Consider the following 12739-nt stretch of genomic DNA (forward strand, 5'->3'; position numbering starts at 1 on the left):
AGAGCCACACCGATGATGGACGTGTCCATGATGACCGCGAACTGGGCCAGGGCTATGAGGACGAGCGCCGTCCAGCGGCGTGGACTTGGAGGGGCGGTTGGGGTTGACATAACTATCTCCTATACCGGAGGGGGGTATATCTTCTCGGGTCAGCAATATACCCCCCTCCGGTATTAGGAAATGTCCCGATCCTCGAATCGCCAGCGGCTCTTCCCCGTCTGGGAGCGACAGGTCGAGGTCAACGTCACGGTCGTAGGCGACCACCACCCAGCGACATCACGGCGGCGACCTCGCCGCCGTCCTGCAGCAACCAGGGCGACCACGTCACGAAGAACCGTTCCGCCCATGGACTCGCGGAGTACCGTCGGTACGCGCTCACCGCCGCAGGTCTTATCCCGAGGCAGTCGCTTTGACGCCGCTGATCGCCTCGCCCCACTGGCCGCACCTGGCCGTTGGCGGCGCCACCGGGCAGTGCTGTTTCTTCGCCGAGGTGGGCAAGCGCGTTCTCCTCCGAGAGGGAAGGTCGTGAGAAGGCGCAGAACTCCCAGACGGAGCAGCGTGGTTGCGGCACCAGCGCCCGAAAGGCAAGATCGAACCGCACGGGCCAGACCGCCTCCGACCGCGGCAGTCCTTCATCGCCCAGCTAACGTTCCGCGCGCGCATACAGCAATGGGGGAGAAAGGGTCGAGATCCCGGAGGCTGGACATCTCACATGGCAATGGGCGCCATTCGGCGGCTACCGTGCTCTGCACGTTCATCGGCTCTGTCGCTGATCTTGTGACGTTTGAGCTGTTCGATCGTTTCGTGTGGGTGTGCGGTTCAGAGAGTCTGCGGGAGGTGGGCTTGATCCGCTTTGACGGACATTCGAGATCAGGGGTTCAGCCCCGGGAGGATGTCCATCATGGAGAGCATGGGGAAGAAGAAGCCTCGGCGCCTTCGCCGTTCGTTCACGCCGGAGTTCAAGGCCGAGATCGTCGGTTTGTGCCAACGGGGTGACCGTTCGGTCGGTCAGGTCGCCAAGGACTTTGAGCTCACCGAGACCGCGGTGCGGGACTGGGTGAAGCAGGCCGAGGTCGATGCGGGCGAGCGCAACGGGCTGACCAGCAGTGAGCGCGAGGAGTTGGCCGCGTTGCGGCGGGGGAACCGCCGGCTTCGCGAGGATGTCGACGTCCTCAAGCGGACCACAGCTTTCTTCGCGAAGGAGACCCGGTGACGGTGCACACCCGTTCATCGAGGCGGAGAAGCAGGCAGGTCACAGCGTCAAACGGGCGTGTGAGCTGATGAAGGTCTCCCGGACCGCCTTCTATGCCCGTCGCTCCGGCCTGCCCGGACCCCGTGCGGTGCGGGATGCCGAACTGACCGAGCAGATCGCCGAGGTCCATGCGAGATCGCGCGGAACCTACGGGGCCCCGCGCGTGCATGCTGTCCTCAAGCGCGAGGGTTCCGGGTGCGGCCGCCGTCGTGTCGCACGACTGATGCAGGCCGCCGGGCCGTCACCGCAGACGACGGCACGTGACCCACTCGGATGGAAGACCCCGACCGAGGCACTCAACGAACACCTACACTCGGCCCAGAAAACCGGTGTTGCGACGACCGGTTGAATCCGCCCAATACACCAGCCAGCAATTCGCCGCTCTCGCAGCCGAGTTCGGGATCCGGCTGTCGGTCGGCCGTGCCGGCCAGTGCTGGGACAACGCGCTCGCAGAGTCGTTCTTCTCGACCATCAAACGCGAACTGCTCGGCACCGCCGCCTGGCCCAGCCGGGCCGCCGCCCGCACCGCGATCTTCGATTTCATCGAGGGCTGGTACAACTTGCACCGACTGCACAGCAGCCTCGGCTACCTCAGCCCCGCCGAGTACGAGACCGCACGCGCAGCCTGACCACCACACCAATGGTGTCCGTCAAAGCGCAACAAGCTCACCCTGGCTCTTAGTGGTCGGCTCTCGAAGTCCTTCGGGGGTTGACTCCGGGCTGGTTGTGGGTGCGTCCGCTGTCAGGTGTCGAGGGCGACGAGATGGAGGATCGTCGCACGGAGGCGGAGCGTCCGGTCACGCGCTGTGGATAGCCCCGATCTCAGGCAGCTCCACGAACTCGACCCCCCTCGGCCTGAACCGCTTCGCACCTTCGGTGAATCTCTCCGAGCAGAAGGCAACACCCAGGAGCGAGATGCAGTCGAGGAAGAACAGATCGCGCTCCGGTGATTTCCTGAATCGGAGCTCCCAGACCTTCTTGATCTGCCCGTCGCGGCGGTAGTCGATTTTCGACCTCTCGAGGTCGACCACGTCCTCGACCTTCAGCAGCTCGGCCCGGGGGAACTTTACAAAGAAGTAGTCCTTCACCGAGATCCGTTTGCCCTTGGTGGACACCGCATGCAGCCTCGCGGCCTGCCAGCTGCCAGTGTCGGTGGACTGCATCAGGGACAGGAAGTCGCCGCTGACAACGTGCCCGTCGAACGACGTATGGAAGTCGAAGTCGTATGCCCGGTCCTTGGCGATCAGCCACAGCTCGGGCGGAAGGTCGGCCAGCGGGGCGTGGCCCATGGCGTAGTGCCAGGTGTACTGCATCGACCTGTCGTAGCCATTGTCCGAGAACGCCTCGTGGATCATTCCGTTGAGGAAGACGGGGCAGCGGGCCTCTTTTTTGTATGCCAACGCGAAGTACAAAGCGTCCATCACCGTTCGCCAGCCTGACGCGGAGTCGGCCTCCGCCACCGCCAGCTTAGTGGTCAACGTCGCAAGTCCTCCGGGGGTTGACGGAGAGGTAGAGCCCGTGGGAGGTGCAGGCCAGAGATCGAGGGTGGCGCGGTAGGGACCCGCAGACGCCATCTTCAGCCATGCACCGTCAGCAACGGCCCGTCGAGCGGTGTGCAAAGATTCCCTGAAGCGCGCGGACTGAGTGTGGATGATGGGAGTTCCCTCGATGGAATTCAACGCTTACCGGGAAGCTCTGGCAGAAATCTACTTGGCGTCCGAAGGATGGCTCGAGCTTTCTTCGTCGGCGTCTATAGCCGAACTTCGGGATATTGAGAACGATCTTGGATTCTCTCTGGATCCGGGATTGCGAGCGGCATGGTTGGAGGCAGATGGGGGGCCAGCTTGGATGCCAGTGTTCGCCAGACCGGGATATCTGAGCGGTTACGACTTTCTCTCTATTGAGGCAGCGGCTGAGCGGCGACACTCCATGAAGCGCAACGCCCCACGCTATGCCGGCTATCTCGATCCACAGCCACGGGATCCTCGGATCCGGGCAGGCTGGTTCAATGACGGTTGGCTGCCGTTCGCCGCGCTCGGCGGAGGTGTAGGGATTCTGATACAGGATTATTGCCCTACGCAGGAGGGTGCTCCTGGTCAAATCATTGCATACACACATGATCCGGACGAGATGAGCTATGTCGCTCCGAGCTTTGAAGACCTGCTCGAAGAATCCATCGCTGAAATCTCTGCCTATCCGGAAGAATATATTCCCGAGCCTGAGGAATTCGACTAGATCGCCCCTCCCGGAAGTTCTTAAGAGATCAGCTTCAGGGCGAAGGATTCTGCAGGCGGGCTGTCACGGCAGCTGTAGTTCGTGACTCGTGAGATTCCTGTCATGCGGTGGCTACTGCTGTGACGTTGTTCCAGCGACGGTGGCAGTCGGCTGCGCGATGCTGGTGTCGGCGCCGCCAGTGTGACCAGCGGAGCGCGTGCGCGGGATCGGTGTCCTGGCGGGGCCGGGCAGGACGAAGGCCCGGAGCAGGGCGAGGAGTTCGCGTGGGCTGACGGGCACCATGGCCATGTCGTCGGCGGGGTCGTCGGGGTTGGCGCGTTGCCGTTCGCGGAGGGCGCCGACGGCGAGGAGGGCGTAGACAAGCACGCTCATCAGGCTCCAGCGGTGCCAGGAGGTCCAGGAGGTGACCTGGCCGGTATCGAGGTGGGCCAGTCCCTTGGCTCCCTGAAAGTCCTCCTCGACGCGCCACCGGCGGCAGACCGCGCTGACCAGCACCGATATCGGTTGCGGGTCGGGGTGCCAGGTGCGGTAGAAGGAAAGGGTGCCGGTGCGGCGGTGGCGCCGGATGAGGACCTGGCTGTGCCCGTCGGCCTGACCGGGCGGGGTGTCGTCGGCAGTCACGTCGATCACCGCCCAGTCGTAGAGCCGCTCGCCTTTGGTGCCGTTGCCGGTCTTCAGCCGCATCCAGGCCCGCTTCGGCACACGCTCCAGCAGCGCGGTGACCTGTTTCTTCCCACTCGGCGTGGTGACGCGGTGGCTGGTGGGCACGGCGATCGCATAGCCGTAGCCCAGTACGCGGATACGGCAGCGCAACTCGCGGCCGCCGTATACCTCGTCGGCCGCCACCCACGCGGTGCGGATGCCCGCGGCGTGCGCGCTGGCGAGCATGTCGCCGGCTAGCTGTGGCTTGGTGGCGAACACCGTCTCGTCGGGCACCCCGGCCAGTTCACGGCGTTCATCGTCACCGGCCCATGCCTCGCCCAGGTACAGGCGTCGGTCGATCAGCGCGTGCCTCTCCGCGCTCACATAGGACAGATACACCGCGACCTGGCACAGCCCGATCCCGCCCAGCGCCCCGGAGTACTGCCGGGCAGCGCCGACCGCGTCGAGGGACGATTTCTCATCGCCCGTCTCGTCCACCACCAACATCACATCCCGGTCGCCCAGTTGCTCTACCGTCCACGCCGAGGCCGAGCGGCGTATCGCCTCGTCGTCGAAGCGGGCCCGGGACAGGAAGTGCTGCAGCACGTGCGGGCCGGTGTGGCCGATCGCCTCGGCCAGCGACCAGCAGTTCGCGGAGTCCTTGACCATCAACAGGCCCTCGATCATGTTCCGGCAGGTCAGCCGTGTCTCCCGGCGCGGGAAACGCCCCGCCACCCGGCCCATCAGACCCTCGAAGGACTCGCCCCACAGACCGTGCGCTACCGTGGCCTGCGCGGCCACCGCCTCTTGATTCGTCGTCACAAACGATCACGATGCAGGTGGCCGTACCTCTGCTCGCAGGCACCCCACCCACCATGCTGACCCTCAGCGTTGCCCTACGCCTCACGAACTACAGCTGCCGTGTCAGACCGGCGTCCGAGCAGCCATCCGACATCGCGAACGCGGCAATGTAGTGGCGGATCCCCGGTTACCGAAACCGGGGATCCGCCGAATACTTGTAGCTCCACCGCCACTTCCTGACCGCCCGCCGAGAGGCAGCACAGCAACGATCCCTGGCTTCACCACCACACAGCATGCAATGCCGGCCCCTGCTCCATCACCCCGCGGCGTAGCTGAGCCGGAACAGGTTCTGGGCGCGCTCCAGGTTCCGTTCCGTGCGCAGCTGAACCTCCAGGTCTCCCGTGCCATGGTGGCCTAGTAGGGCTTAGTTAGGTGGTGTCGTAGGGCTGCCATGGGGTGAGTTGTCGGCAGGTGGGGCAGGTTCCGGTCCAGGTGGCCAGCAGGTGTTGGAGGAGGTTCAGGGCCTGGTAGAGGGTCAGGCCCTGGCAGGGGCTTTTGGGCAGGTCCGCTGTTCGGTGAGGGCGCACGCCGCGTATCAGACGGCATCTTTGAAAAAGGCCGAGATCGAACTCATCGCATCCAAAGGTGTAGTGGATGCTGCTCAAGCGGTGTTGCTCAGCGCTAGCGAATATTCGAGCGCTGCTCGGAGTAGCGGACCAACCACGTACGCCGAGCTGACTCTACTCCGCCTCAACTTCGCTGGAGACGAGGAGACATCCCGTGCTGCCAGCGCGGCCCATAGCGCCCTTAATGCAGGGAGCGGGATGTCCTATTCAGCCCGCCTGGAACTTCTTCTGGCTGTCCCTGGCTTTTCGGAGGGACAGGCCCATCGGCTCGCACGTGACGCAAATGTTCCCGGTCGGCGGGACGAGACGAGGGAAAATCTCACTCGTGATCTTGATGGGAAGCTGACTGCTTTTGTCGACGCCGCCCGCACCATGCTGAAGTCCGAGGACGACATTGCCCCGGCGGTGCCACCGCAGCGCGGCCGATGGTGGCGAGCAGCGTGAGCCGCTACCTGGCAGACGTCCATGGCGCCTTACATTTCCTTCTGATCATCGAGTCGTTGATTACGTGTCAGGCCTGATGCCAGAGAAAGGCCGCCAGCCCGCCCCACGGAGCAATAGTCAAGACTTGTGGATGCGTTGACTTGCGGCAGAGCGCGGGCTCGACTGCTTGAGGTTGATTCTGGCCGTGTTGCGAATCCGCTTGGAGCGACCGTGCTCGGCGAGGACCTCAACGGCCTCGGTGTTCGGACCGGCGGCAGTTTTGAGTTGGAGCCAGTCGGAGGACTCGAGCAAGGCGTCACGGCGCCAGTGCTGCCCGAGCGTGATGGCGCGGAAGAGAGACCATTCCTGCAGGCGACGGGCCAGGACCGGATGGCGGACGGTGACCTGGGTCATCCACTCGGCCCATGGCTCGTAGGCAGGGCCGGGGTGGATGTCGGTGGCCCGGCGATCCAGGTGCCGCAGGACGGCGGACTGGGCCATCGTCTGGTCCGGATCAGCGAGGACTTCGCTGACCAGGTCGGCCTCGTCGGCGTCAGAGACCTGCTCCAGCTCGCTCAGGTAGGCCGCGAAGCGGAGGTGCTCGGCCGGTTCCTCCTGCGGAGCGTTGTGGTGGTTCATGCGGCCTGCTCCTGTCGCTCGACCAGGACGCCGTTTTCGAACCTGGCGCCCCCCCGGACCAGGGCGACGAGGTGGGCTCCGGTGACCGCGCGCCAGCGGGCTTGGGCGGACTCGACGAGCTTGAACACCATGGCGAGTGCGGCTGCTGGGCTGCCGGCGCCGCGGGTGACCTTGGTGCGGAGTTTGACGGTGGAGAAGGTCGACTCGATGGGGTTCGTGGTCCGCAGGTGGATCCAGTGCTCGGCCGGGAAGTCGTAGAACGCCAGCAGTTCCTCCTGGTCGTCGGTGATCTTCGCGACGGCCTTGGGCCACTTCGTGCCGTAGGTCTTCGCGAACGCCTCGATCGCCTTCTCGGCGTGCGAACGGTCCTCGGCGTTGCAGATCTCCTGCAATGCCTTCGTCGCGCCCGGCTGTGCGGACTTCGGCAGGGCGTTCGTGACATTCCGGGCCTTGTGGACCCAGCACCGCTGATGGCGGGCAGCCGGGAACACCTCAGCCAGCGCCTTCCACAGCCCCATCGCGCCGTCACCGACGACCAGCTCGGGATTGCGCATGCCCCGCCGACGGCAGTCGCGAAGCAGGTCGGCCCAGGACTCGGTCGAGTCCCGCAGCCCCTCGGCCAGCGCGATCAGTTCCTTGGTGCCGTCCAGGCGCACTCCCATGAGCACCAGGACACAGGAGCGCGCCTGTCCGAGCCGGACCTTGGGGTGCACCCCGTCCGCCCACACGTACACGTAGTCGCCGCTCGCGAGGTCGCGCTGCTGGAAGGCGGCATGGTCGTCACTCCACTGCTTCGTCAGCCGGGTCACGGTGGCCGGCGACAGCCCCGCCGCCGAGCCCAGGAACTGCCCCAGCGCGGGCACGAAGTCCCCCGAAGACAGCCCGTGCAGGTAGAGCAGCGGCAGCACCTCGCTGACCTTGGGCGACTTGCGGCACCACGGCGGCAGGATCTTCGAGGAGAACCGCATCCGCTCGCCGGTGGCCGCGTCCACCCGCTTGTCATTCACGCGCGGGGCCGTGACCTCGACAGGACCCGCGGCGGTGGTCACGGTGCGAGGCCGGTGGTGGCCGTTGCGGACCACCAGGCGGCGCCCGGCCTCGTCCGTCTCGGCGGCCAACTCGGCTATGTACTGGTTGACTTCGGCCTCCAGTGCGGCGGCGAGCATCCGCCGGGCGCCCTCACGGACGATCTCGTCGATCAGGGAGCCGGACTCGGTGGAGCCGTCGGCGTTCACTACGCTGAGCAGTCGGGTAGCTCCAGGGAGGTCAAACGCCTGCGTCAACGGCTGTTCTCCGCCGCCGCCCAACTCGTCACCACCGGCCGGCGTCGAATCCTCCGACTCGCGGGGCCACTGGCCCTGGACCGACGTCATCATCCACGCTCTCAACCAGCTCCAAGCCCTTCCCAACCCCGGCTGACCAGCAGCTTCCCCGTCCCAAAGAGCAGCACCACCCACCGGAACCGTGGAACCCGGCGCCCACCCGACGCGACAACCGGGCCACCAACCTGCCCACCCACAGAAACCACCACCCCGAACAAGCCGAAAGGGTACGTCAGCAAGCTGACGAACCCTCACGCAAGATCGAGGCTAACGACAATACCAGTGACTTAAGGGATAGCGTCCCAGCTTCGTGGGACCTTCGTCGGTGGGTTGATTGAGGCTGTGCGCCAGTGCGGGGCGATGGCGACGGCCTCGGCCGGGCTCTGGTCGGGTTGCGGAGGGTGTCGATGTTCGTCGCGTTTGACGCCGAAGCCGGACATCTTGCGTTTGATGACGCGGGGGGTTGAAGCGTCTGCGGCGGGCGGGCAGCAGGTGCCGGGTTATCTCCCGCAGACCTTCGGCGAGGGCTGTGGCCAGGTGGTCAGGGGGAAAAGGCCGCCTGCGCGGTGACCTGGCGGCGGGCGAGGCGGAGGCTGCGGGTGAAGGAGAGCCGGTCGGCGTCGAGTTGGGCGGCGTCCGCGGTGTCGTGCATCAGGCTGCGAATGGCGTAGTGGACCAGCAGGTGGCCCCAGACTTCCTGCTCGACACCGTCGGGCGAGCGGGAGCGCAGGACCTGGGCGGGACCGCGCTGGTGGGTCTTCAGCTCGTCCAGCGTGGTCTCGATCTCCCACCGCTCGTGATAGAGGGCGGCCAGGTCGGCGGCCGGGGCGGCCTCGGGGTCGAGGATCGTGGTGATCAGCCGGTAGGGGGCATCCTGTTCGGGAAAGCCTGTGCCGTGAAGTGTGTACTCGACGACCCGCACGGTCGTGGGGTCGGCGCGCTTACGGTCCTTCGCGACGACGATCTCCGACAGATAAGAGCCGTCGGGAAGTTCCTCGCACACCGGCAGGATCTGATGCGAGCGGATCCGCCACAGCAGGTCCGCGCCGCCGGCCGAGGCCGCCCGCCACAGCTCCACCCCGGTGAACCCACGGTCGGCCAGCAACAGATCCCCCTCGCCGAGATGACCGAACAGCCCACGAGCCAGGGCCGGTTCGGAGGACGACAGCGACCCCAGGGCGGCGGCGGTGATGGCGTGGGTGCCACACTCGGCCAGCGCCACCATCCGCACCTGCGGATACGCGCACCGCTCGGTGCGATGGGTCTTCGGCCGCCCGAAATGCGCGGCGTTCTGCTCGCTGTCCGGCACATCGAAGACCGTGCCGTCGATCGCCACCAGCCGCCACCGCCCATACCGGGCACCCCGAGTCTCCTCGGTCGCCAACGGCCGGGCAACCTCGGCGAACAGCGCCTTCAAAGGCTCCGGCCCCAGCTTCACCCGCGCCCGCGAGATCGCCGCCGTACTCGGCACCTGCCACGAGCCCGACCAACGCTTCGCCCAGGTCAGACCCTGCGTGAGCAGCCGCGCGACCTCCTCATAGCCCTGCCCCGAGAACAGGCACATCGCCAGCACGAAATAGACCACCACCCGCGGCGGCAGCAGCCGAGTGCGCAGGCCAGAACGGCCGCACTCGGCGACCACCCGGTCCACCAGCTCCGGCGGAAACGTACGTGTCAGCAGCCCGACCGCGATCCGGTCCGACAACCGCTCATCCGTCTCCGGCTTGACCTGCCCAGGTCGTGGCATCCAGGCACCTCCTGGATGCCACGCTACCAGCCGAGGCCCTTAAGTCACTGGTATTGAGGCTAACGAGCCCTCTGCCTCCCGGGAGACACGCCAAGGTCTCGGAATGACGCCTGGCGGTATCTCGAAAAGTCGCAAGCCAACCGAGAGGAAGGCTCCAAATTCGAGAAATCGATTCGGAACCCGTTGGTGCCGTTCAGGCACCCTCCATGTCGAGTCGCTCCGCTACGTCGAGCAAGTACCCGGGCAGCTTTGAACTGGCCGCCAGCACCTCGATACCAACGAGGCGCCCGTCCTCATCGAAGTCGAGGTTGATCATGCCCCCGACCTCGACCGGATCACAGGGATACATGCGCGCCACCTTCGGGCGCGCTTGCGGGTCGGCGAAGTAGATGTACGCCGCATTCGCCTTCTGATCGTATGTGACTCTGATGTCCGCCATGGTCAGCGCCGTCCCTGAAGGCGGTTGATGTAGGCCTGGTCCACATTGGTCATCACGGTGTTGATGTTCCCATCGATGGTCTTGGCGACAAACACCTTGGAATTTGGATCATAGTAGCCCATCTTCCACTGATCGTCATGCTTGTAAGAGAAGGGCTCTCTCCCAAGAACGGCCTGAGCATCCTCCGTCGAAACCCCACGCTGCCCCAGACGCTGCATAGCGTGAAGCGTGAATTCATCAGCCTTTCCGACGACGTTGGGACGCGGAACGACCGGCTCACCCCAATTGCAGTAGCAATCAGCTGCATGAGCAGGATCGCCGCATGAGTTGTGCACCAGTACCGGCGTATTTCCAGCGAGCACATAGTACGTGTGGAGCTCGTCGACGGTGAAGTTGTAGGTTTTGGTGCGCTTGGTGAAGGACTTGTTCCCGGTGATCTCGACTGTTTCACCGGTATCGGTCCGCAGCGTCATCCCTGGGGCGAGATCTCCTGTTTCCACCCAGGCCCGCTCGGACGGGGACCAGAAGGGGTGCTCGCGTGTGGCCGTGAGCTTTTCCGAACCGTCCGGCGTGAGAATAGTGAGCGTATTGAGTTGCTTCTCACCCTCGCTTCGGATGAGGCGCGTCACCCTTCTTGGGCCCTGCTTCCCCGTCTCCGGGTCGGTGGCCATGACCATGTCGCCGACTTCGATGTCTTCGATGTCTTTGGTATCGCCGTCGGCCATGAGGACGTCGGTGCCAGCCAGGAAGCACTTCGGCGCGTATTTGAATTTCCCTACGGGCAGCGCCGTCATCAGCGCCTCGAAGCCAATGTTCTGGCATATGGGGCACGTGTTGATGAGGGGGACGTCGTCGACGTGGGCCCAGTACTTGGGAAGCCCCTGGGAGTCCTCACCCTTGGTGTAGAAGTCGCGGATGGCGAAGCATGATTCGTCGAATGAGAAGCTGCAGCGTTCCCTGAAGTAGAGCTCTACGTTGAGTGCGTAGCTGAGTTCCGGCATGTAGGTGCCGAGGTTGCTCATCTGTGCGACGCCGGGGAGCTTCGACTGGTAGTCCCGGTAGACGTCCGGCGGTGGCAGCGCGGGGGCGCCGTGCCCCAGATTTGTTATGACCTTTCCGGCTCCGGGGCTGTTGCTGTAGCCAGCGGGCGCGGGTCGGGTACTGGGGAATCCGGGTGTGCCGCGGACGCTGCCGTCGGGGTTTTTGCCCCCGTTCTCATCGCCCCTGGTTCCACCGTCGGGGCGTGTCCAGCCCTTCCCGTCGTTGCAGCTGTCGCACCAGAGGCCGGAGGGGTCGGATGCGGTAACGGGGGTGTTGTTGGCGTAGCTGTATCCGTTGAGGGATTGGGGCTGGGCCGGGTCGAGGATGGGGTCGATGCTGATGAACTGACCGATGGTGGGGTCGTATTCGCGGGCGCCGATGTGGGTGAGTCCGGTGGTTTCCTCGGTTGTCTTGCCGAGGAAGCCCTTGTCGTCGGGCCATGCGGTGCCGGTGGGCTTGCCGCGTTCGGCGCCGAAGGGGGTCATGTAGCGCTTGCTGACCGTTTGGGTGCTGTCGGCGCTGATGGCGAGGCTCGAAGTGCCGTGGTGGTCGCCGGCGAGGTAGGTGAGCTTGTTGGTGCCGGACTCGTTGGAGCGCATGGCTACCGTTTGGCCACCGGCAGAGTAGTAGCGCTGGGCCCACGTGGTGCCGTCGGTGCGCAGGTGGAGTTCGGTGGCTCCGGTGTACAGGACCCGCTCGCCGCCCGCGGTGTTGCGGATCAGCAGCTCGCCTGCGGCGTCGTAGAGGTAGTCGGTTGCCTTGCCGTTCTCGGTCAGCTTGGCGAGCTTGCCTTCCTCGGACCACGCCAGGTCCTGGGTTGCTGAAGCTCCGGGCCGTTTGGTTGTGTTGCCGGTCGTGTCGGGTGTGTAGGTGCGTTCCCGGGCGGCGCAGTCGCCCTTGGTCGTGGTGCCGGTCAGGAAGTGCGGTTGATCGGTCTTGGTATAGCAGTAGGTGGTCTTGGTGTCGCCAGCGGTCTTGTGGGCGGTTTCCGTCGTGCGCTGGCCGGCTGTGTTGTAGGTGTAGCTGGTCCAGTACGGGGCCGGTCCGGACAGGCTGCTCGCACTGCGGGGGTCGGAGCACTTTTGTTGGCTGGGGGTCCAGGCTTCGGTGAGGCGGCGGTGGCCGTCGTAGGCGAAGCACTGGGTTTCGGCGCTACTGGTGCCGCCGAGTGTGGTGGAGTCGGTGATGGAGGTGACGTTCCCGACCTGGTCGAAGCTGTAGTTGAGGTCCTGCAGCATGTAGGGCTGGGCGTCGGCTTTGACGTTGCTGCGGGTGAGGCGGCCGGTGCCGTCTTCGAAGGTGTTCCTGATGGATACCTTTTTGTGATCGGCCGTGTTGGCTGTTCCCAGGAGTTGTTCCCAGGGCTGGCCGAGCGGTGAGTAGGTGGTGCCCAGGAGGTAGCCGGTGGAGCCGCCAACTGACGTGATCTGGCCCACGTTGTTGTAGCCGTGGTCGATAATCTCGGAGGGCAGGCCGCCTAGGGCGCGTATCGGGTTGTGATCAAGAGGTTGCCTGGGTGAGGTCTTTGATCCAGATCATCGAGGCGCGGAGGTGGAGCCCGGCGAGGTAGCT

At 65.2% G+C, this 12739-nt stretch carries 11 protein-coding genes and 3 pseudogenes; 5 read left to right on the forward strand and 9 right to left on the reverse strand.

Features of this window, described 5'->3' with window-relative positions:
* Window positions 1–901 precede the first annotated feature (901 nt).
* From ACGFU7_RS46125 to ACGFU7_RS46135, 3 genes are all read left to right on the forward strand, one after another.
* On the forward strand, window positions 902–1213 hold the full coding sequence (locus ACGFU7_RS46125) for a transposase (RefSeq protein ID WP_393704623.1): 312 nt from the start codon (window positions 902–904) through the stop codon (window positions 1211–1213).
* Between the two features lie 67 nt (window positions 1214–1280).
* A complete protein-coding gene (locus tag ACGFU7_RS46130; RefSeq protein ID WP_393704625.1) occupies window positions 1281–1601 on the forward strand; it encodes an IS3 family transposase in 321 nt (106 codons plus the stop codon).
* Entirely contained in the window at window positions 1585–1881 is a 297-nt protein-coding gene (locus tag ACGFU7_RS46135) for a transposase (RefSeq protein WP_393704627.1), read from the forward strand. The genes ACGFU7_RS46130 and ACGFU7_RS46135 overlap by 17 nt, the downstream gene beginning before the upstream one ends.
* Window positions 1882–2049: 168 nt before the next feature.
* Here ACGFU7_RS46135 and ACGFU7_RS46140 read toward each other — a convergent pair whose 3' ends face one another.
* Entirely contained in the window at window positions 2050–2730 is a 681-nt protein-coding gene (locus ACGFU7_RS46140; protein WP_393704628.1) for an Imm43 family immunity protein, read from the reverse strand.
* Between the two features lie 190 nt (window positions 2731–2920).
* On the opposite strand from ACGFU7_RS46140, the gene ACGFU7_RS46145 reads away from it, so the two are divergent.
* Window positions 2921–3487 carry an SMI1/KNR4 family protein gene (locus tag ACGFU7_RS46145; RefSeq protein WP_389980594.1) on the forward strand — a complete coding sequence of 189 codons (567 nt, stop codon included), beginning with the start codon at window positions 2921–2923 and terminating at the stop codon, window positions 3485–3487.
* Between the two features lie 111 nt (window positions 3488–3598).
* On the opposite strand, the gene ACGFU7_RS46150 is transcribed toward ACGFU7_RS46145, so the two are convergent.
* The 5 genes and pseudogenes from ACGFU7_RS46150 to ACGFU7_RS46170 form a co-directional block, all read right to left on the reverse strand.
* Window positions 3599–4951, reverse strand: a complete 1353-nt coding sequence (locus ACGFU7_RS46150; RefSeq protein ID WP_393704630.1) for an IS701 family transposase — start codon at window positions 4949–4951, stop codon at window positions 3599–3601.
* Window positions 4952–5246: 295 nt separating this feature from the next.
* Window positions 5247–5348 (reverse strand): annotated as a pseudogene (locus ACGFU7_RS46155) (transporter); the annotation flags it as partial.
* 10 nt (window positions 5349–5358) lie between these two features.
* Window positions 5359–5517: a hypothetical protein gene (locus ACGFU7_RS46160; protein WP_393704631.1), complete on the reverse strand. Its 159-nt coding sequence runs from the start codon at window positions 5515–5517 to the stop codon at window positions 5359–5361.
* Window positions 5518–6117: 600 nt separating this feature from the next.
* The gene (locus ACGFU7_RS46165) at window positions 6118–6618 is read right to left on the reverse strand and encodes a hypothetical protein (RefSeq protein WP_393704633.1); all 501 of its coding nucleotides are present in this window, start codon (window positions 6616–6618) and stop codon (window positions 6118–6120) included.
* Window positions 6615–7865, reverse strand: coding sequence for an IS256 family transposase (locus ACGFU7_RS46170; protein WP_393704639.1), 1251 nt, complete (start codon window positions 7863–7865; stop codon window positions 6615–6617). The genes ACGFU7_RS46165 and ACGFU7_RS46170 overlap by 4 nt, the downstream gene beginning before the upstream one ends.
* 15 nt (window positions 7866–7880) lie before the next feature.
* Between ACGFU7_RS46170 and ACGFU7_RS46175 the strand changes: the two are divergent.
* Window positions 7881–8037: pseudogene (locus tag ACGFU7_RS46175) on the forward strand (transposase); the annotation flags it as partial.
* A 444-nt stretch (window positions 8038–8481) separates the two neighbouring features.
* On the opposite strand, the gene ACGFU7_RS46180 reads toward ACGFU7_RS46175, so the two are convergent.
* From ACGFU7_RS46180 to ACGFU7_RS46190, 3 genes and pseudogenes are all read right to left on the reverse strand, one after another.
* Complete coding sequence (locus tag ACGFU7_RS46180; RefSeq protein ID WP_393704635.1) at window positions 8482–9687, reverse strand: IS4 family transposase; 1206 nt, start codon at window positions 9685–9687, stop codon at window positions 8482–8484.
* A 193-nt stretch (window positions 9688–9880) separates the two neighbouring features.
* Complete coding sequence (locus ACGFU7_RS46185; protein ID WP_393704637.1) at window positions 9881–10126, reverse strand: DUF2283 domain-containing protein; 246 nt, start codon at window positions 10124–10126, stop codon at window positions 9881–9883.
* A 308-nt stretch (window positions 10127–10434) separates the two neighbouring features.
* Window positions 10435–12651 (reverse strand): annotated as a pseudogene (locus tag ACGFU7_RS46190) (polymorphic toxin-type HINT domain-containing protein); the annotation flags it as partial.
* Between the last annotated feature and the right edge of the window lie 88 nt (window positions 12652–12739).

Origin of the sequence: Streptomyces sp. NPDC048473, from assembly GCF_043200155.1 — a bacterium.
GTDB lineage: Bacteria > Actinomycetota > Actinomycetes > Streptomycetales > Streptomycetaceae > Streptomyces.

Excerpts from the sequence above, each read along its gene's own strand:
- ACGFU7_RS46125 (WP_393704623.1), top strand. The coding sequence starts at position 902 with ATGGAGAGCATGGGGAAGAAGAAGCCTCGGCGCCTTCGCCGTTCGTTC.
- ACGFU7_RS46130 (WP_393704625.1), top strand. The coding sequence starts at position 1,281 with ATGAAGGTCTCCCGGACCGCCTTCTATGCCCGTCGCTCCGGCCTGCCC.
- ACGFU7_RS46145 (WP_389980594.1), top strand. The coding sequence starts at position 2,921 with ATGGAATTCAACGCTTACCGGGAAGCTCTGGCAGAAATCTACTTGGCG.
- ACGFU7_RS46165 (WP_393704633.1), bottom strand. The coding sequence starts at position 6,618 with ATGAACCACCACAACGCTCCGCAGGAGGAACCGGCCGAGCACCTCCGC.
- ACGFU7_RS46180 (WP_393704635.1), bottom strand. The coding sequence starts at position 9,687 with ATGCCACGACCTGGGCAGGTCAAGCCGGAGACGGATGAGCGGTTGTCG.
- ACGFU7_RS46185 (WP_393704637.1), bottom strand. The coding sequence starts at position 10,126 with ATGGCGGACATCAGAGTCACATACGATCAGAAGGCGAATGCGGCGTAC.